The 16789-nt window shown below is 67.9% G+C and carries 16 protein-coding genes, 1 tRNA gene and 1 riboswitch; of the genes, 12 read left to right on the plus strand and 5 right to left on the minus strand.

All coding sequences use genetic code 11. From position 1 onward, the window contains the following. On the plus strand, positions 1–853 hold an 853-nt coding region (locus tag B8W67_RS21115; protein WP_207567701.1), incomplete at its 5' end, for a hypothetical protein. Positions 854–1032: 179 nt separating this feature from the next. Beyond that, the gene (locus tag B8W67_RS10350; protein WP_133056095.1) at positions 1033–2004 is read left to right on the plus strand and encodes a hypothetical protein; all 972 of its coding nucleotides are present in this window, start codon (positions 1033–1035) and stop codon (positions 2002–2004) included. Between the two features lie 406 nt (positions 2005–2410). Here B8W67_RS10350 and B8W67_RS10360 read toward each other — a convergent pair. Further along, positions 2411–2497: transfer RNA gene (locus B8W67_RS10360), tRNA-Ser, on the minus strand. A gap of 43 nt (positions 2498–2540) precedes the next feature. Between B8W67_RS10360 and B8W67_RS10365 the strand changes: the two genes are divergently transcribed. Then, complete coding sequence (locus B8W67_RS10365) at positions 2541–3512, plus strand: NAD(P)H-quinone oxidoreductase (protein WP_085303911.1); 972 nt, start codon at positions 2541–2543, stop codon at positions 3510–3512. 133 nt (positions 3513–3645) lie between these two features. Further along, on the plus strand, positions 3646–4509 hold the full coding sequence (locus tag B8W67_RS10370; protein WP_069393027.1) for an endonuclease domain-containing protein: 864 nt from the start codon (positions 3646–3648) through the stop codon (positions 4507–4509). A 115-nt stretch (positions 4510–4624) separates the two neighbouring features. On the opposite strand, the gene B8W67_RS10375 is transcribed toward B8W67_RS10370, so the two are convergent. After that, entirely contained in the window at positions 4625–5821 is a 1197-nt protein-coding gene (locus B8W67_RS10375; RefSeq protein ID WP_085303895.1) for a cysteine desulfurase-like protein, read from the minus strand. Positions 5822–6095: 274 nt separating this feature from the next. On the opposite strand from B8W67_RS10375, the gene B8W67_RS10380 reads away from it, so the two are divergent. Genes B8W67_RS10380 through wzm form a run of 4 tightly spaced genes read left to right on the plus strand, consistent with a single transcriptional unit; the run spans position 6096 to position 9205 of the window. Continuing rightward, positions 6096–6638 (plus strand): bacterial proteasome activator family protein, encoded by a 543-nt coding sequence (locus B8W67_RS10380; RefSeq protein WP_420845611.1) that lies wholly within the window; start codon positions 6096–6098, stop codon positions 6636–6638. After that, positions 6635–7477, plus strand: coding sequence for a galactan export ABC transporter ATP-binding subunit Wzt/RfbE (wzt, locus tag B8W67_RS10385; protein ID WP_085303896.1), 843 nt, complete (start codon positions 6635–6637; stop codon positions 7475–7477). The genes B8W67_RS10380 and wzt overlap by 4 nt, the downstream gene beginning before the upstream one ends. Then, positions 7470–8378, plus strand: a complete 909-nt coding sequence (gene glfT1 / locus B8W67_RS10390; protein ID WP_085303897.1) for a galactofuranosyltransferase GlfT1 — start codon at positions 7470–7472, stop codon at positions 8376–8378. Before wzt ends, glfT1 begins: the two co-directional genes overlap by 8 nt. Then, positions 8375–9205 carry a galactan export ABC transporter permease subunit Wzm/RfbD gene (gene wzm / locus B8W67_RS10395; RefSeq protein WP_069393032.1) on the plus strand — a complete coding sequence of 277 codons (831 nt, stop codon included), beginning with the start codon at positions 8375–8377 and terminating at the stop codon, positions 9203–9205. Before glfT1 ends, wzm begins: the two co-directional genes overlap by 4 nt. 6 nt (positions 9206–9211) lie before the next feature. Here wzm and B8W67_RS10400 read toward each other — a convergent pair whose 3' ends face one another. Both B8W67_RS10400 and B8W67_RS20290 read right to left on the minus strand, forming a co-directional pair. Next, entirely contained in the window at positions 9212–10606 is a 1395-nt protein-coding gene (locus B8W67_RS10400) for an HNH endonuclease signature motif containing protein (protein WP_085303898.1), read from the minus strand. Between the two features lie 292 nt (positions 10607–10898). Further along, on the minus strand, positions 10899–11078 hold the full coding sequence (locus B8W67_RS20290) for a hypothetical protein (RefSeq protein WP_109470155.1): 180 nt from the start codon (positions 11076–11078) through the stop codon (positions 10899–10901). 199 nt (positions 11079–11277) lie between these two features. Next, a riboswitch (M-box (ykoK) riboswitch) is annotated at positions 11278–11448 on the minus strand. A gap of 107 nt (positions 11449–11555) precedes the next feature. On the opposite strand from B8W67_RS20290, the gene B8W67_RS10405 reads away from it, so the two are divergent. Next, a complete protein-coding gene (locus B8W67_RS10405; protein WP_069393034.1) occupies positions 11556–11981 on the plus strand; it encodes a GtrA family protein in 426 nt (141 codons plus the stop codon). Positions 11982–11985: 4 nt separating this feature from the next. Here B8W67_RS10405 and B8W67_RS10410 read toward each other — a convergent pair whose 3' ends face one another. Beyond that, on the minus strand, positions 11986–12633 hold the full coding sequence (locus tag B8W67_RS10410; RefSeq protein WP_163797266.1) for a sensor domain-containing protein: 648 nt from the start codon (positions 12631–12633) through the stop codon (positions 11986–11988). A gap of 90 nt (positions 12634–12723) precedes the next feature. On the opposite strand from B8W67_RS10410, the gene B8W67_RS10415 reads away from it, so the two are divergent. The 3 genes from B8W67_RS10415 to B8W67_RS10425 are packed head-to-tail and all read left to right on the plus strand — an operon-like array spanning position 12724 to position 16788. Further along, positions 12724–14106 carry a decaprenylphosphoryl-beta-D-ribose oxidase gene (locus B8W67_RS10415; protein ID WP_085303914.1) on the plus strand — a complete coding sequence of 461 codons (1383 nt, stop codon included), beginning with the start codon at positions 12724–12726 and terminating at the stop codon, positions 14104–14106. After that, a complete protein-coding gene (locus B8W67_RS10420; RefSeq protein WP_069393036.1) occupies positions 14107–14871 on the plus strand; it encodes a decaprenylphospho-beta-D-erythro-pentofuranosid-2-ulose 2-reductase in 765 nt (254 codons plus the stop codon). 3 nt (positions 14872–14874) lie between these two features. Continuing rightward, the gene (locus tag B8W67_RS10425) at positions 14875–16788 is read left to right on the plus strand and encodes a galactan 5-O-arabinofuranosyltransferase (protein ID WP_069393037.1); all 1914 of its coding nucleotides are present in this window, start codon (positions 14875–14877) and stop codon (positions 16786–16788) included. Position 16789: the final 1 nt, after the last annotated feature.

A 16789-nucleotide genomic window follows, 5' to 3' on the forward strand; every position in this document is an offset into this window, starting at 1 on the left:
GGCCCACGATCAGTTCATTTCACCGTTCGCGGCGTGTCGCCCGGACTCCCCATCTCCCAGGTTCGTGGTGAAGAGCCGAGAATCTAGATTGGTTGACACACAGTTCAATCCGAACGCTGCGCATCAGGGTGTGATGGAACGAACGTCACCTGTATGCGCATTTCGTGTTGCATTGCCGCTCACAAGACTGTCGGGCGCTCCCAGATCAATGCGCGACCCCGTGGCGGAAGTCAGCCCGGCTGACGTCACAAATGGAAGGTCGAATTTCGGAGACACCTCACTATGCCAACTCGCTGAAGCGATAGCAGGTGACATCGCTGTGAACGTGTCTCAAAAGGGCATTCCGGCTCATTCCGATCACGACACTGTCGCGGCGACATTTCTGACCAGCGACCCCTGCGCTGCCGCGCTCGACCTTCATGCCGTCGACTTCATCTGGAACGAACCCCCAGCCGATGCGCAATGGGCGACAACATGGCGGCATCCAGGTGTCTGCGACCTCCAACTGGGGCAGTCGAAAGGCAGGATCGACGTCTCATCCGCTGTGGTCAAATACGGCCTCGCCGTGTGGTCTGACGGCGTTGTCGAGTCGCCATCTGGGCAAACGCCAGCCCGCAGCGAGCAAGACAATGTTGAGCTCTTCGACTTCACAACCAATAACGAGACCGCCTGTCGGGCTTTCGTTCTCGGGAAGAGCAACGTCAACATTGAGCCAGTCAGCGTCGGGATTGGTGCCCCTGATCTGGCCCCACCCACGCCGGTAGTAACTGTGCAACTGAGCATGCCGAAAGGCAGTAACTGTACCGAAACCGCACAACAGACTGCCGTAGCGGCAATCAAGCGAGCGACCTAGCTACGCCGCGGAGGAGTGGCACTCCCGGTTGGCGCAAAGGAGTTGTACGAGATGTTCGAGGACTGTCCGTGAAACGACGGCACGACGAAAGAATGGCCCGGATCCTCGCCGTGCCGATCGCCCTGGTGACGATCGCGGGGTGCGCTCACGACAGCTCAGGAGGCGGGGGGCCACCATCGATGGATCCGACCGCCAATCCGAGCGCGTTCTTCGCCGGCCGCGTCGAGACTTACGGGCAGTACCTCACCCCACGCGAGATCAACGAGCGGGCCGTGGCTCGCGCCGTTCAGTGCATCGACCCCTGCGGTTTCGTTGACTCGACCACTGCTGAGAAAAGTATCCCAGGCGTAATGGGATACGGATACGGCTCCGGCCTGGGGGCTTGCACAGTGTTTCAGGACCCCGGTGGTGAACGTCCGGCGTCGAACGTGACTATCTACCTTAACTACACCGCTGAGACCGCGGCGGCGCACGACGAATCCGAACACAATGACACCTTCAACGTCGACGGCATCACAGTAACGGAATCAGCCGTCGGAGCATTGTGCGTCGAGACGTTTTCCCTCGGGCTGGCGAGCTTGCCGGGTGCGCCGAAAGATCCCGAGATGATCGCTTATTTCGACGCCGCGTTCCCCTTGGTCGTGTCTAGCAAAAGGGCCGGAGACCCATCCTGCGGGCAAGCCAAGGCCATGGCGTTGGCGGCGGCGAAGATCAGGGCTGCGAATCTCCCGTTGCGCGACACCCACAGTCCCATACCGGTGCCGCTGCTGGCTGAAGACCCCTGTGCCGTGTTCCCGGAACTCACCGGATTCACCAAAGCCTTTGATGTCGTGCCGGACAGATGCATGTTCACCGGCGGCGGAAACACCCCAGTGGGGTTGGAATTCAGCTCCATCGAAGCGCATTACGTTCGTCACGCCCCGACTTCATCAATAGAGTCGCACGAAGGTGTCCTGCTCTATACCGGGCTTGAGCACCCAGGCTGCAGCCCCGTGTACGTTGTGACCGGGCCACCGCTGGAGCCGGTGCCGATCGGCCCGCACGCGGCGGGCTTCGAGGATGCTCCTCTGCCCGATATCGAAGTGCGCGGTGGCAACTGCGAGCAGAACAAACAAATCGCTCTAGTCGCTGCGAAAAAATTTACTCACTGACGGGAACTGGAATTTTAAACGGCCGGTTGCCATTCCGCTCTCATTGAGCGGGTGGTGCATGTGGTCGCCTCCGGGTGAGACAGCGGCATCGTGCCCCGGGTTGCGGGGTGGTGTCGACGTCGGTCAACGAACACACGATCACCTCGCCGAGATGCGTTCCCGGTGGTCCCGACAGCGTCGTGGTGCGCTGGCGCAAGACCCGCTGGAACTGCCGGGAGGACTACTGCGCGAGATCCTCCCGTTATCTGGGAGTACCCGCGTGAGACGCCGGACGGCGATCAAGTTGACCTTGTGGAGGTCATGCGCCTCTTCCGAGTTGATGGGGTTTCTGGGGTGACCGATTCGGATCGTGTCGGTGACCGCCAGCCGGGGTGATCTGTCACCGATGACGCGACTCATCACACAGCGGTGGCGGAGGGATTTGAACCCCCGGATGGTTTTACCCACCTCTCGCTTTCAAGGCGAGTGCATTAGGCCGCTCTGCCACGCCACCGCCGACCAGCCTAACGGGGCCCGGAATGGGTAGCGTCGAGCCCATGCGTGCGATCACCGTCGAGGGCCCCGACCAGCTGCAGTGGCGCGAAGTCCCCGAGCCGATCCTCGGCCCCGGCGAGGTGCTGATCCGCGTCGCGGCCGCCGGGGTCAACCGAGCGGATCTGCTGCAGGCCGCCGGGCACTATCCGCCCCCGCCGGGGGCGAGCGAGATTCTCGGCATGGAGGCCGCCGGGACCATCGCCGCCATCGGCGACCAGGTCAGCGGCTGGTCGGTGGATCAACCGGTCTGCGCTCTGCTGGCCGGCGGCGGCTACGCGCAGTACGTCGCGGTGCCCGCCGGGCAGTTGCTGCCGATCCCGGCCGGTGTCGATCCGGTCGCAGCGGCCGGACTGCCGGAGGTGGCCTGCACGGTCTGGTCGAACCTGGTGATGGCCGCCGGGTTGTACGCCGGGCAGACGCTGCTCATCCACGGCGGAGCCAGCGGGGTCGGCAGCCACGCGATCCAGGTGGCGCGCGAGCTGGGGGCGCGCGTGGCGGTCACGGCCGGCTCGGCGGAGAAGTTGTCGCTCTGCGCCGAGTTGGGGGCGGAGATCCTGATCAACTACCGCGACGACGACTTCGTGGCACGGCTGACCGAGGCGGGGGGCGCCGACCTGATCCTCGACATCATCGGCGCCGACTACCTGGACCGCAACCTCACCGCCCTGGCTCCCGACGGGCAGCTGGTGGTCATCGGCATGCAACGCGGGGTGAAGGGACAGCTGAACCTGGGGACGTTGATCGGCAAACGCGCCCGCATCATCGGCACCGCGCTGCGCGGCCGCCCGCTGGACGGCCCGAACGGCAAGGCCGCGATCGTCGCTGCGGTCACCGAGCGGGTGTGGCCGCTCATCGCCGAGGGGCGAGTGCGTCCGGTGATCGGCGCGCAGCGCCCGGTCGAGCAGGCCGGCGAGGCGCATGAGCTGCTCGCGTCGGGCGCGGTTGCGGGCAAGGTCGTGCTGACCGTGTCCTGACTGTGCAGGTTATGGCGGTGATTTCGCCGATCCGTCGACCACTTCCTGCACACTCACCACCGCGGGTGCCTACGCGGGCCAGCCTGTGGATAGCTGAACACGCCACGGCGCCAACCCTGCCAGCATTTCCTAGGTGGCGGCAGAGCGATGGCCGTTCCTCGGCAGGGAGGCGGTGGCGGGCGGCACGCTGACGGCGTACCGGCTGCGCTGCCGTTATCGGGCGCTGTTTCGCAACGTCTACGTCACGCAAGACGCCGACATCACCGCGCTGACTCGGGCACGCGGGGCGTGGTTGTGGTCCGGTGGCGCGGCGACGCTGACCGGATTCTCCGCGGCCGCGGTGCACGGCGCGAAATGGCTCGACGCGAACCGGCCCGCCGAACTGAGCCGGCTCAACCGGCACTGCCCGGAAGGGATCGTCGCGCACAGCTACACCATCCCCGCGGTGGAGACCTGCGTCGTCGACAGGATGCGGGTGACGACTCCGGCGCGCACCGCCTTCGACCTCGGCCGGACACTGGCCACCGACCGCGCGGTGGTGGTGTTAGACGCGCTCGCCAACGCCACCGGTTTTCGGGTCGATGACGTCGTTGCCCTCGCCGACACCAAGCCGGGGTTTCGCGGGGTACAGCGGCTGCGGCAGACCCTGCGGCTGGTCGACGGGGGTGCCGAGTCACCGCAGGAGACACGCTTGCGGCTGCGCCTAGTGCGTGCCGGCTTCCCCCCGATCACGACGCAGATCTGCTTCCGCGACGAGTTCGGGATCATCCGCATCCGGGTCGACATGGGCTGGCCACAGTGGAAAGTCGCGGTCGAATACGACGGGGTGCAGCACTGGTCGGATCGCCGTCAACGGTCCTGGGATATCGACCGGATCGCCATCCTCGAAAGCCTCGGCTGGACCGTCGTGCGGGTCAGCGCCGAGTTGATGTCGCGCCCGGACGTGATCATCGCCCGGGTCGCCGCAAAATTACGGGCAGCCGGCTGCCCGCTCTGACCGAGTGTGCAGGTTATGGTCGCAAAACCGCCGATCCGTCGACCACTTCCTGCACACTCACGCGCTCGGCGCGCACTGGGAAGGCACGGCGGGCGCTGGGAAGGCCTAGGCCGGGTCAGCCGAGGGAGGCCAGGGCGCGCACCAACTGGTCGACCTCGGCGCTCGTGGAGTAGTGCCCCAGCCCGATCGTGACGGCCCCGCCGATGTCGTTGACGCCGATCGCCTCCATCACCCGCGACGTCGGGTTGGACACCGCCAGCACCCCGTTGTCGGCGAGGCGTTGGATGACCCGCTCGGCGGGCACCTCCTGCACCACGAAGCTGACCACCGGGATCCGCTCTTCGGGGCTGCCGATCACCATCACCCGCGGCAGCGACCGCAACGACACCAGCAGATAGTCCAGCAGATGATCGAGGTAGGCCCCGGCGGCGCGCATCGAGGTGGCCAGCCGCTGTCGTCGGTCCCCGCGGGCGGTCTCGTCGAGCGCGGCCAGGTACTCGATGCTGGTGACCACCCCGGCCAGCAGCCCGAACTGATGCGCCCCGACCTCCAGGCGCGCCGCACCGACGGCGGTGGGATCCGGCGAGGGTGCGGTGAACGTGTCGATCACGCCGGGGTCGCGGAAGACCAACGCCCCGATCGGCGGTCCGCCCCACGCGGTGGCGTTGACCGCCACCACGTCGGCGTCGACGTCGGCGACGTCGAGCAACCGGTACGGCGCGGCCGCAGCGTGGTCGACCACCACCAGCGCCCCCACGTCGTGGGCTTTCTTGGTGACCGAACGCAGGTCGGTGACCGTGCCCAGCACCGCCGAGGCGGAGGTGACCGCGACCAGTCGGGTGGCGTGGGTGAGCAACTCGTCCCACTGATAGCCGGGCAGCTCGCCGGTCTCGATGTCGACCTCGGCCCAACGCAGATTCGCCCCGTAGCGGTTGGCCGCGCGCACCCACGGCGCGATGTTGGCCTCCTCGTCGAGGCGGGTGACGACCACCTCGTAGCCCAGACCGGAGCGTGACGACGACGCGTCGGCCAGCGCGGCGAGCAGCACCGCGCGGTCAGCGCCTAACACCACCCCGCGCGGGTCCGCACCGACGAGGTCTGCCACCGCCTGCCGGGCGGCCTCGAGGACCGCGGCGCTGCGCCGCGCCGAGGGGTGCGGGCCGACCGCGGTGGCCGCCGACCCGCGGAACGCGGTGGAGACGGTGGTGGCCACCGAATCGGGAATCGCCATGCCGGCGGGCGCATCGAAGTAGACCCAGCCGTCGCCGAACGAGGGATGCAAACCGCGCACCCGGGCGACGTCATAAGCCATGAGAGACACCTTAAGCATTTCTGGCAGTCGACAAAACCACGATGGCGCCCTGCCCGCTCGCCCGCGTCCGGACGCATTGCCCGTAATACTAATGCAGGCAGTGACCGCGCCCAGGACCGCGCCCAGGACCGCGCCCAGGACCGCGCCGCAACTCGGCAGGTGAGGCCACCACCCGGATACTCAGCGGGTATGGCGGACCGACGGACTAGGGTCAATGACCAGGCGCACAGCGGCGCCCCGGTCGGGTACGCGGACAGCGAGAGGCCACACAACACTGGGAGGCGCACACACGGTGAGTACCGGCGACGAGGACATCGAGGACATCGAGATCATCGGCGATGAGGATCCACAGCTGCTGACGGCAGCGGACGCCGACTCCGACGAGCGGTCGCTGACCGACCTGGTGGAACAGCCCGCCAAGGTGATGCGGATCGGCACCATGATCAAACAGCTCCTCGACGAGGTGCGCGCAGCGCCGCTGGATGAGGCCAGCCGCACCCGGCTGCGCGAGATCCACGAGACCAGCATCGCCGAGCTCGAGGAGGGCCTGGCCCCGGAGCTGCGCGAGGAACTCGACCGGCTCACCCTGCCGTTCGATGAGAACTCCGCGCCGTCGGACGCCGAGCTGCGGATCGCGCAGGCCCAGCTGGTCGGCTGGCTGGAAGGCCTGTTCCACGGTATTCAGACCGCACTGTTCGCCCAGCAGATGGCCGCACGCGCCCAGCTGGAGAAGATGCGGCAGGGCGCGCTGCCGCCCGGGATCCAGCCGGGGCAGCCGGGCATGCCCGGGCACACCGGCACCGGGCAATACCTGTGAACGAACCCCGGATCGAGACCCGCGACGCGTGGGTGGAGTTCCCGATCTTCGACGCCAAGTCCCGGTCGCTGAAAAAGGCGTTCCTGGGCAAGGCGGGCGGCGCGATCGGGCGCAACGCCTCCAACGTGGTGGTGATCGAGGCGCTGCGCGACATCACGATGTCGCTGAAGATGGGCGACCGGGTCGGCCTCGTCGGGCACAACGGCGCCGGCAAGTCCACGCTGCTGCGGCTGTTGTCGGGGATCTACGAGCCCACCCGGGGATGGGCGAAGGTGGTCGGGCGGGTCGCGCCGGTGTTCGACCTCGGTGTCGGGATGGATCCGGAGATCTCCGGCTACGAGAACATCATCATCCGCGGACTGTTTCTGGGACAGACCCGCAAGCAGATGGCCGCGAAGGTCGATGAGATCGCCGAGTTCACCGAGCTCGGCGACTACCTGTCGATGCCGCTGCGCACCTACTCCACCGGCATGCGGGTGCGACTGGCGATGGGCGTGGTCACCAGCATCGACCCGGAGATCCTGCTGCTGGATGAGGGGATCGGCGCCGTCGACGCCGAGTTTTTGAAGAAGGCCCAGACGCGGTTGCAGAAACTGGTGGAGCGCTCCGGGATCCTGGTGTTCGCCAGCCACTCCAACGAGTTTCTGGCGCGGCTGTGCAAGACCGCGATGTGGATCGACCACGGCAGCATCAAGATGACCGGTGGCATCGAAGACGTCGTGCGCGCCTACGAGGGCGAGGACGCCGCCCGCACGGTCCGCGAGGTGCTCGAGGAGACCGCCTCCGAAACCCGGTCGGCACGGCCCACGACCGCGCAGCGGACCGCCATCGATGAGTGAGACGGTGTTCGCGGTGGTGGTCACCCACCGCCGCCTCGAACAGTTGGCGCAGTCATTGACGACGGTGTGCGCTCAGACCCGGAGCCCGGACCATCTGATCGTCGTCGACAACGACGACGATCCCCGCGTGGCGCAACTGGTGGCAGGCCAGCCGATCCCGGCCACCTATCTGGGATCGCGGCGCAACCTCGGCGGGGCCGGCGGGTTCGCGTTGGGCATGCTGCACGCGCTGGCCGCCGGGGCGGACTGGATCTGGCTCGCCGACGACGACGGCCGGCCCGCCGACACCGCCGTGCTGGGCACCCTGCTGGACTGCGCTCGGCGTCACGGGCTCGCCGAGGTCTCCCCGATGGTCTGCAACATCGACGCCCCGGACCGCTTGGCGTTCCCGCTGCGCCGCGGTTTGGTGTGGCGTCGCCGCGCCGAGGAGCTGGCCGCCGACGGCGACACCGATCTGTTGCCGGGGATCGCTTCACTGTTCAACGGTGCGTTGTTCGCCGCCACCACCTGCGAGGCGGTGGGGGTGCCGGATCTGCGGCTGTTCGTGCGCGGCGACGAGGTGGAGTTGCACCGTCGGCTGGCGCGCTCCGGGCTGCCGTTCGGGACCTGCCTGACGACGACGTATCTGCATCCGTGCGGCACCGACGAGTTCAAGCCGATCCTGGCCGGTCGCATGCACACCCAGTACCCCGACAACCCGGTCAAACGGTTCTACACCTACCGCAACCGCGGCTATCTGCTGTCCCAGCCGGGCATGCGGCGCCTGTGGGCGCAGGAGTGGGTACGGTTCGCCTGGTTCTTTCTGGTGTCCCGCCGGGACGTGGCCGGTCTGCGCGAGTGGATCCGGTTGCGCCGGCTGGGCCGCCGCGAACAGTTCGTCCGACCCGCGGAGCAGCCATGACGTTCACCGACAGCGCCTCGGAATCGAAGACCTTCGCTCGCGCCTGGCGCGACCTGGTCGAAGGGTTCGCCCGCCACGAACTCTGGCTGCACCTGGGGTGGCAGGACATCAAGCAGCGGTACCGCCGCTCGGTGCTCGGCCCGTTCTGGATCACGATCGGCACCGCGACCACCGCGGTGGCGATGGGCGGGTTGTACTCCAAGCTGTTCCACCTCGAACTGGCGGTGCACCTGCCGTACGTGACGCTCGGCCTGATCGTCTGGAATCTGCTGAACGCGGCGATCCTGGAGGGCGCCGACGTGTTCGTCGCCAACGAGGGCCTGATCAAACAGTTGCCGACGCCACTGTCGGTCCACGTCTACCGGCTGGTGTGGCGCCAGATGATCCTCTTCGCCCACAACATCGTCATCTATATCCCGATCGCGATGCTGTTTCCCAAACCGTGGACGTGGACGGATTTTTCGGTGATCCCCGCGTTGGCGCTGATCGCGCTGAACTGTGTGTGGGTGTCGCTGTGCTTCGGAATTTTGTCGACGCGCTACCGCGATATATCCCCGCTGCTGTTCTCGATCGTGCAGTTGCTGTTCTTGATGACCCCGATCATCTGGAACTACGACACCCTGCGCGCCCAGGGCGCGAGCGGTTGGATGAATGTCATCGAGTTCAATCCGCTCTTCCACTACATGGAGTTGGTGCGCGCCCCGCTGCTGGGCGCCGACCAGCAGGTGCGGCACTGGGTGATCGCGCTGGTGCTCACCACGCTGGGCTGGGCGGTGGCAGCACTCGCGCTGCGGCAGTACCGGGCTCGGGTGGCCTACTGGGTGTAGGCCGCTCTACCGCTCCGCAGGCGGGTCGGGGTCCCCGCGCAGCAGTTCATCGGGGTGGTGGGCATGGTTGACCTGTGGTGGACCGGTGCCGTCGGTCCAGCCGAGTCGCCCGGTCCGGGTCACCACCGTGCGCTGGTCGCCGCGGGTGACGCTGCGGTGGTCGGTCGGGCAGGCGAAGAAGAGCTGATCGGCGTCGGTGCGGCCGCCGGCCGCCCAATCCCGCGCGTGGTGAACCTCGCAGTGATAACCCGGGGCGGTGCAGTTGGGCCGCGTGCAGCCGCGGTCACGGGCGTGGCAGATCAGCCGCTGATCGCTGCTGGCGACCCGCTTTTTCCGCCCCAGGTACAGCGGACGCTTCATGTGGTCATCGAAGACGGCGAGGTAGTGGATCGCCCCCGACGCCATGGTGATCAGGTCCCGCATCGGCAACCGGGATCCCCCGCCGGTGCGGGCCGGGCCGGGCATCGGCAGGTCGGGGTTGGCGACGGCATGCGCGGCGGCGTCGAGTTCGGCCAGCGTGGTGGTGACGACCACGGTCACCGAGTTGCCGCGGTGCTGGCCGAGTGTGCCGGATTCCAGGGCTGCGGACAGACCGAGTTTGAGCGCGTCGTGGCAGCGCTGACTGGCGGTTCGGGTGTCGCGCTCCTCAGGGTCGGCGTCAGGGTTCTCCGGTAGGTGTCGGCCCGGGCGTACCGCCGCGGTGAGCGCCTCCAGGTAGGCGCGCGCCTCCGGGTCGAGCAGCCCGCTCAGCCGCGACATTCCGTCGGGGCCTTGCGGTCCCAGGTGCAGTTTGCGGCGCCGCTGGCGGTCCTCGTCGCTGAATTCGCCGTCGGGATTGAGGTAGTCGGCGATGCGCTGGCCGAGTTTCTTGACCAGCGCCGAGTCGAGTTTGGTGGAATGCGCGACCAGGGTGCATTCAGTCTCGACGACGTCGTCGGGCGATACCGCCTGCGGCAGCGCGTCGACGGCGTCGAAGACCACGCGGATGTGGTCCTCGCCGACCGCACCGGATTCCACCGCGGCGGACAGTTCCGGGAACTCCGGGGCGATCGGTGCTCCGCTGATCGAGTGGCGCGGCCGGATCCGGTTGGCGGTCCGGCAGCGTCGCTTGATCTCGGCGGGGGTGATGTGCAGCCGCGCCCAGAGTGCGTCACGCACCTTCGTGACGATGTCGGCGCTGTCGGGTGGGTCGCAGAGTTCCCCGAAGACCCGGTACATCAGTCCGCGGTTGATCCGCTCCTGGTGCTCCAGCCGCTCGGCGAAGGCGATGTGGAACTCCACATCGGTCAGCTCCGAGCAGGTATCGCGCAGAACCTGCTGGCCGGCCTCGATCGCCGACAGGGCGGCGTCGATACGTTCGCACGCCTCCTGTGCGCTCAGCGCCCGCGGTCCTGATTCCATGCCTCCACGCTAGAGGGCCCCTCTGACATTCAGAGGCGGGGAAAGACGAAGGGAAGCAAGGAAAGCCAGAAAAATCAGCGACAAACCGGGGGCGCGTTGCGGGGTTGGGGATGAATGCCCGACTGTGGATAACCGAGCGCGATGGCGCTACGCCCGCGCCACGGAGCGGGCCTGGCAGGAGTGAACCCGGCAGGGACGGACCTGGCAGGAGTGAGCCTGGCAGGAGTGCCGAAAAGTCAGGGCCGTGAACCCCCTCGGATTCACGGCCCTGACTTCGCGGTGGGGTCGGCGGTCACCATGCGCGACGTGAGTCGCCACCGCCGAGCGAGGCGGTGATCACCGCCGGCGCGGTCGACAGCGCGTACACATTGGCGCGCTGCTGTGGGTTCATGTTGCGCCGAGCCCACAGTTGGCTGACGGCACGCCGGCTCGCGCGGAACCGGTCACCGTGGCGGGTACGAATTGAAGCCATGATCTTCTCCTGACGAAAACCAGGCCGGCCAGACGCCGATCCGAGCGGATCAAGCGGCGGCGATGAGGCCGCGGCCGGACAAGGGCAGAACGGATACCGAATACGGATGCGGACTCTCACAGGAACTCTTCACGCCCTCACCTCCTCTCGGCCATGACGCACGCGGGCGTCGCTTTCACTGCAGGCACCGACGGGGAGACGGGCACCCCTCTCGTCACAGCTTCGGCACTGCACGGCGTATCCGGTGGAACCGGAAGCCACTTGGGCTCAACCCTTAAGCCGGGAAGAGCTGTCCTGACCCGGGGCGTCTCTCGACGTTCAAGGTCAGTGGCCTGTGTCCTTGCAGAAGCCTCACCTAGCGAGGTGCTTGCAGGACCCATCATGTCATGCCTTTTACCGCAGGTCAAACGCATATTTTGAAACACGGACCAATCACGGAACGACAACGCTCGCCCGCTCGGGCGTAAAGTACCGGCGATGCCCGAGAGCCCCGCGATCATCACGACGACCCGCACGCAGCCGAGTCTGACGACTCAGGTGTGGCGTTTCGTCGTCACCGGAGGCTTCTCCGCGATCGTCGACTTCGGTTTGTACCTCGCGTTTTTGGCGGCCGGTCTGCACGTCAACGCCGCTAAGTCGCTGAGCTTCGTAGCCGGCACCACCACCGCGTATCTGCTCAACCGGCGGTGGACCTTTCAAGCCCCTCCCAGTACCGGGCGGTTCCTGGCGGTCTGCGTGCTCTACGCGCTGACCTACACGGTGCAGGTCGGGATCAACTATCTGTTCTACCGCCAGCTCGCCGACCACCCGTGGCGGGTGCCGATCGCGTTCGTCATCGCCCAGGGGACCGCCACCGTCATCAACTTCATCGTGCAGCGCGCGGTGATCTTCCGGATCCGCTGATCGCTCAGCCGATTCGCCCGGTGATCACCTCGGCGACCTGGTGCGCGATCCGGTCGGACTGATCGAGGGCCAGCGCCGAGACCCGCAGCAACTCGGTGTCGCGCACCCGGTAGAGCACCGTCGCCCGGGCGGGAGCGGGGAACGTCAACACCGCCGTGGTCGGGTCCTCGGAGCTGAGGGTGAACGAGTGCGACGGTTCGTGCACCTGGGCGCATTCCTGCAGCGCGCGTTGCAGCCGGTCGAAGGTGCCGCGCGCTGCCGCCGCGTCGCGGTACCCGCCGACGGCCTGGGTGACGGTGGGAAAGCCCTTGCCGCGCGGTGCTGCTTTGAGCTCGGCGCCGTACTGCACCGCGCGGAACGCCGTGGTGTCGGCGCCGAAGATCTCTTGCTCGTTGGAGACCGACCAGCACGTGCCCGGGGCGCCCGGATCGATGTCGGCCGGGGTGTCGCGGTGTTCACGCTCGGTGAAGTGCAACGACGGGTCGGCGACGATCTCGCCGACCCGGGCGAGATCGACGATCACCGTGTCGACGTCGACACCGGGATCCGCTCCGGCCGCGCTGGGCCGCGGCCCGCACGCCACCAGCCCGGCCACGGCCACACCCACCGCGACCAAGGCGAGACGACCACGAAGGTCACGACCGCCGGTCACCTCGCCGAATTTATCAGCCGGGGCGGGCGCACGCTGGGCGTTCAGTGCGGCAGGCGGGTACCGCGGCGTCCAGGCGGTACCCTCTTGACGATGTTTGCCACCACCAGCAGGTCGCTGAGCGGCTGGGGCCGTACCGCGCCCTCGGTCGCGCAGGTGCTGCGCACCCCCGATCCGGAGGTCATCGCACGTGCGGTGGCCCAGGTTGCCGACGACGGCGGCCGGCAGGGCAGCCGCGGGGTGATCGCACGCGGGCTGGGCCGCTCCTACGGCGACAACGCCCAGAACGGCGGCGGGTTGGTCATCGACATGACCGCGCTCAACCGCATCCACGCGATCGATGCGGGTACCGGCCTGGCCGACGTCGACGGCGGGGTCAGCCTGGATCAGTTGATGCGGGCGGCGTTGCCGTTCGGGTTGTGGGTTCCGGTGCTGCCCGGCACCCGGCAGGTCACCATCGGCGGGGCGATCGGCTGCGACATCCACGGCAAGAACCATCACAGTGCGGGCAGCTTCGGCAACCACGTCGCCTCGATGGACCTGCTCACCGCCGACGGCACGGTCCACACCCTCACTCCCGACGCCGAGGGCTCGGAGTTGTTCTGGGCGACCGTCGGCGGCAACGGACTGACCGGGATCATCCTGCGCGCCACCATCGCGATGACCCCCACCGAGACGGCCTACTTCATCGCCGACGGCGATGTCACCGCCACCCTGGACGAGACCATCGCACTGCACAGCGACGGCAGTGAAGCCGACTACACCTACTCATCGGCGTGGTTCGACGCGATCAGCGCACCACCGAAGGTGGGCCGGGCGGCGCTCTCGCGGGGCTCGCTGGCCACCGTCGACCAGCTTCCCAAGAAGCTGCAGAAGAACCCGCTGAAATTCGATGCGCCGCAACTGCTCACCGTTCCCGACGTATTCCCCAACGGGCTGGCGAACAAACTGACCTTCGGACCGATCGGTGAGCTGTGGTACCGCAAATCGGGCACCTACCGGGGCAAGATCCAGAACCTGACGCAGTTCTATCACCCACTCGACATGTTCGGCGAGTGGAACCGCGCTTACGGGTCGGCGGGGTTCGCCCAGTATCAGTTCGTGGTGCCCACCGACGCGGTCGACGAGTTCAAGGCGATCATCTACGACATCCAGGCCAGTGGTCACTACTCGTTCCTCAACGTGTTCAAGTTGTTCGGTCCGGGCAACCAAGCGCCGCTGAGCTTTCCGATGGCCGGCTGGAACATCTGCGTCGACTTCCCGATCAAAGCCGGCCTCGGCGAGTTCCTCAGCGACCTTGACCGCCGGGTGCTGGAATTCGGCGGCCGGCTGTACACCGCCAAGGATTCCCGCACCACCGCCGAAACCTTCCACGCCATGTATCCGCGCATCGACGAGTGGATCGCGGTGCGCCGCAAGGTGGACCCCGACGGCGTTTTCGCCTCGGACATGGCCCGACGTTTGGAGCTTGTGTAAATGGTGCTTGACGCCGTGGGAAACCCCCAGAACATCCTGGTGCTCGGCGGCACCTCGGAGATCGGGCTGGCGATCTGCGCGCGCTACCTCCGCAACTCGGCCGCCCGCGTCGTGCTGGCCTGCCTGCCCGGCGATCCCGGCCGCGACGACGCCGTCTCCGAGATGAAGGCCGCCGGCGCCAAGTCGGTCGAGCTCATCGATTTCGACGCCCTGGACACCGACAGTCATCCGCAGGTGATCGACGCCGCGTTCGCCGACGGCGACGTCGACGTGGCGATCGTGGCGTTCGGGATGGACGCCGACGCCGAGGAACTCTGGCACAACCAGCGCAAGGCGGTGCAGGTCGCCGAGATCAACTACACCGCAGCGGTTTCCGTCGGTGTGCTCCTCGCCGACAAACTCAGCGACCAGGGTTACGGGCAGATCATCGCGATGAGCTCGGTCGCCGGCGAGCGGGTGCGCCGCGCCAACTTCGTCTACGGATCCACCAAGGCGGGTCTCGACGGGTTCTATCTCGGGCTGGGCGAGGCGCTGCGCGAGGACGGGGTCAAGGTGCTGGTGATCCGCCCCGGGCAGGTGCGCACCCGGTTCTCCGCACACGTCAAGGAGGCGCCGCTCACCGTCGACAAGGAAGACGTCGCCGAGTTGGCGGTCACCGCGGCCGCCAAGGGCAAGCAGATCGTCTGGGCGCCGGGGGCGTTCCGCTACGTGATGATGGTGCTGCGACACATCCCGCGGGCGGTCTTCCGCCGGCTGCCCATCTAGCGCATGCGTGCCGCCCTGGCCGGCGCCGGCCGCACCGTCGGTGAGATGGTGCTCGCCGCCGGAGTCGCCGTCGCAGTGGCGGTGGTGGCGCTGATCGCGATCTCGCGGGTGGAGTGGCCGGCCTATCCGTCGTCGAATCAACTGCACGCATTGACCACGGTCGGCCAGGTCGGCTGCCTCGGTGGACTGTTGGCCACCGGCTGGGTGTTCCGCCGCGGGCACCGGTGGCTGGCCCGGCTGGCGGCGCCGGTATTCATCTCGGCGTTCTCGGTGGTGACGCTGGGGATGCCGTTGGGCGCGACCAAGCTGTACCTGTTCGGCATCTCGGTGGACCAACAGTTCCGCACCGAATATCTGACCCGCTTCGCCGACAGCGCCGCATTGCGCGACATGACCTACCTGGGCCTGCCGCCGTTCTACCCGCCGGGCTGGTTCTGGCTGGGCGGGCGCGCGGCGGCACTGACCGACACCCCCGCCTGGGCGATGTTCAAACCGTGGGCGATCGTCTCGATCACGATCGCGGTCGCCGTCGCCCTGGTGCTGTGGCAGCGGCTGATCCGCTTCGAGTACGCGCTGGCGGTCACCGCCGCGACCGCCGCGACGACATTGGCCTACAGCTCCCCGGAGCCCTACGCGGCGATGATCACCGTGCTGGTGCCGCCGGTGCTGGTGCTGGCCTGGTCGGGGTTGCGGGCCGGGACGCGCGGGCACGCCGGCTGGGCCGCCGTGGCCGGCACCGGGATCTTTCTCGGGTTCGCCGCCACCTTCTACACGTTGCTGGTCGCCTACAGCGCGTTCACCGTGACCCTGATGGCGCTCGGGCTGGCGGTGGCCCGCTGGCGCGGCCACGGGCTGCGCGCGGCGGCCGACCCGCTGGTGCGGCTGGGCGTGATCGGCGTGATCGCGCTGGCGCTGGCGTCCACCACCTGGCTGCCGTTTCTGCTGCGCGCGGCCCGCGACCCGGTCTCGGGCACCGGCAGCGCCCAGCACTATCTGCCCGCCGCCGGCGCCGAGCTGACGTTCCCGATGCTGCAGTTCACCCTGCTGGGGGCGCTGTGTCTGCTGGGCACACTGTGGCTGGTGGTCAAGGCCGGCACCTCGGTGCGCGCCGCCGCCCTGGGCGTCGGGGTGGCCAGCGTCTACCTGTGGTCGCTGCTGTCGATGCTGACGACGCTGGCGCGCACCACCTTGCTGTCGTTTCGGCTGCAGTCGACCCTGACGGTGCTGCTGACCGCCGCCGGGGTGTTCGCCTTCATCGAGATCACCCACCGGGTCGTGGCGTGGGGGCGCCAGTACGGCTGGCGTGACCCGCTGGTCGCGGTCGCCACCGTGATCGGCTGCGCCGGGGCGATCGCCTTCAGCCAGGACATCCCCGACGTGTTGCGACCGGACCTGACCGTCGCCTACACCGACACCGACGGTGACGGCCAGCGCGGGGACCGCCGCCCGCCCGGGTCGGAGCGCTACTACGCCCAACTCGACGAGGCGATCACCGCCGCGACCGGCGTCCCGCGGGACCAGACCGTGGTGCTCACCGCCGACTACGGGTTCTTGGCGCTGTACCCCTACTTCGGGTTCCAGGGCTTGACCTCGCACTACGCCAACCCGCTGGCGCAGTTCGACGCCCGCGCCGCCGAGATCGAGAGCTGGGAGAAACTCACCACCTCGACGGCGTTCCTCGCTGCACTGGACCGGCTGCCGTGGGCGCCGCCGACGGTGTTCGTGATGCGCCCCGGCGCCGCCGGGGCCGGGGCGCGCTACACGCTGCGGCTGGCCGAGGACGTCTACCCCAACCACCCCAATGTGCGTCGCTACACCGTCGAGCTGGCCGCCGACCTGTTCGACAGCCCGCAGTTCGAGGTCTCCGAGATCGGGCCGTTCGTGCTGGCCGTGCGGGTCGACGGCGCCGACCGATGAT

This window comes from Mycolicibacillus koreensis, assembly GCF_002104795.1.
Lineage (GTDB): Bacteria > Actinomycetota > Actinomycetes > Mycobacteriales > Mycobacteriaceae > Mycobacterium > Mycobacterium koreense.

Coding starts and splice junctions, on each gene's coding strand:
- B8W67_RS10400 (WP_085303898.1), bottom strand. CDS start 10,606: ATGGAATCAGGACCGCGGGCGCTGAGCGCACAGGAGGCGTGCGAACGT.
- glfT1 (WP_085303897.1), top strand. CDS start 7,470: ATGAGTGAGACGGTGTTCGCGGTGGTGGTCACCCACCGCCGCCTCGAA.
- wzm (WP_069393032.1), top strand. CDS start 8,375: ATGACGTTCACCGACAGCGCCTCGGAATCGAAGACCTTCGCTCGCGCC.
- B8W67_RS10415 (WP_085303914.1), top strand. CDS start 12,724: ATGTTTGCCACCACCAGCAGGTCGCTGAGCGGCTGGGGCCGTACCGCG.
- B8W67_RS10350 (WP_133056095.1), top strand. CDS start 1,033: ATGGATCCGACCGCCAATCCGAGCGCGTTCTTCGCCGGCCGCGTCGAG.
- B8W67_RS10365 (WP_085303911.1), top strand. CDS start 2,541: ATGCGTGCGATCACCGTCGAGGGCCCCGACCAGCTGCAGTGGCGCGAA.
- B8W67_RS10405 (WP_069393034.1), top strand. CDS start 11,556: ATGCCCGAGAGCCCCGCGATCATCACGACGACCCGCACGCAGCCGAGT.
- B8W67_RS10425 (WP_069393037.1), top strand. CDS start 14,875: ATGCGTGCCGCCCTGGCCGGCGCCGGCCGCACCGTCGGTGAGATGGTG.
- B8W67_RS10420 (WP_069393036.1), top strand. CDS start 14,107: ATGGTGCTTGACGCCGTGGGAAACCCCCAGAACATCCTGGTGCTCGGC.
- B8W67_RS10375 (WP_085303895.1), bottom strand. CDS start 5,821: ATGGCTTATGACGTCGCCCGGGTGCGCGGTTTGCATCCCTCGTTCGGC.
- B8W67_RS20290 (WP_109470155.1), bottom strand. CDS start 11,078: ATGGCTTCAATTCGTACCCGCCACGGTGACCGGTTCCGCGCGAGCCGG.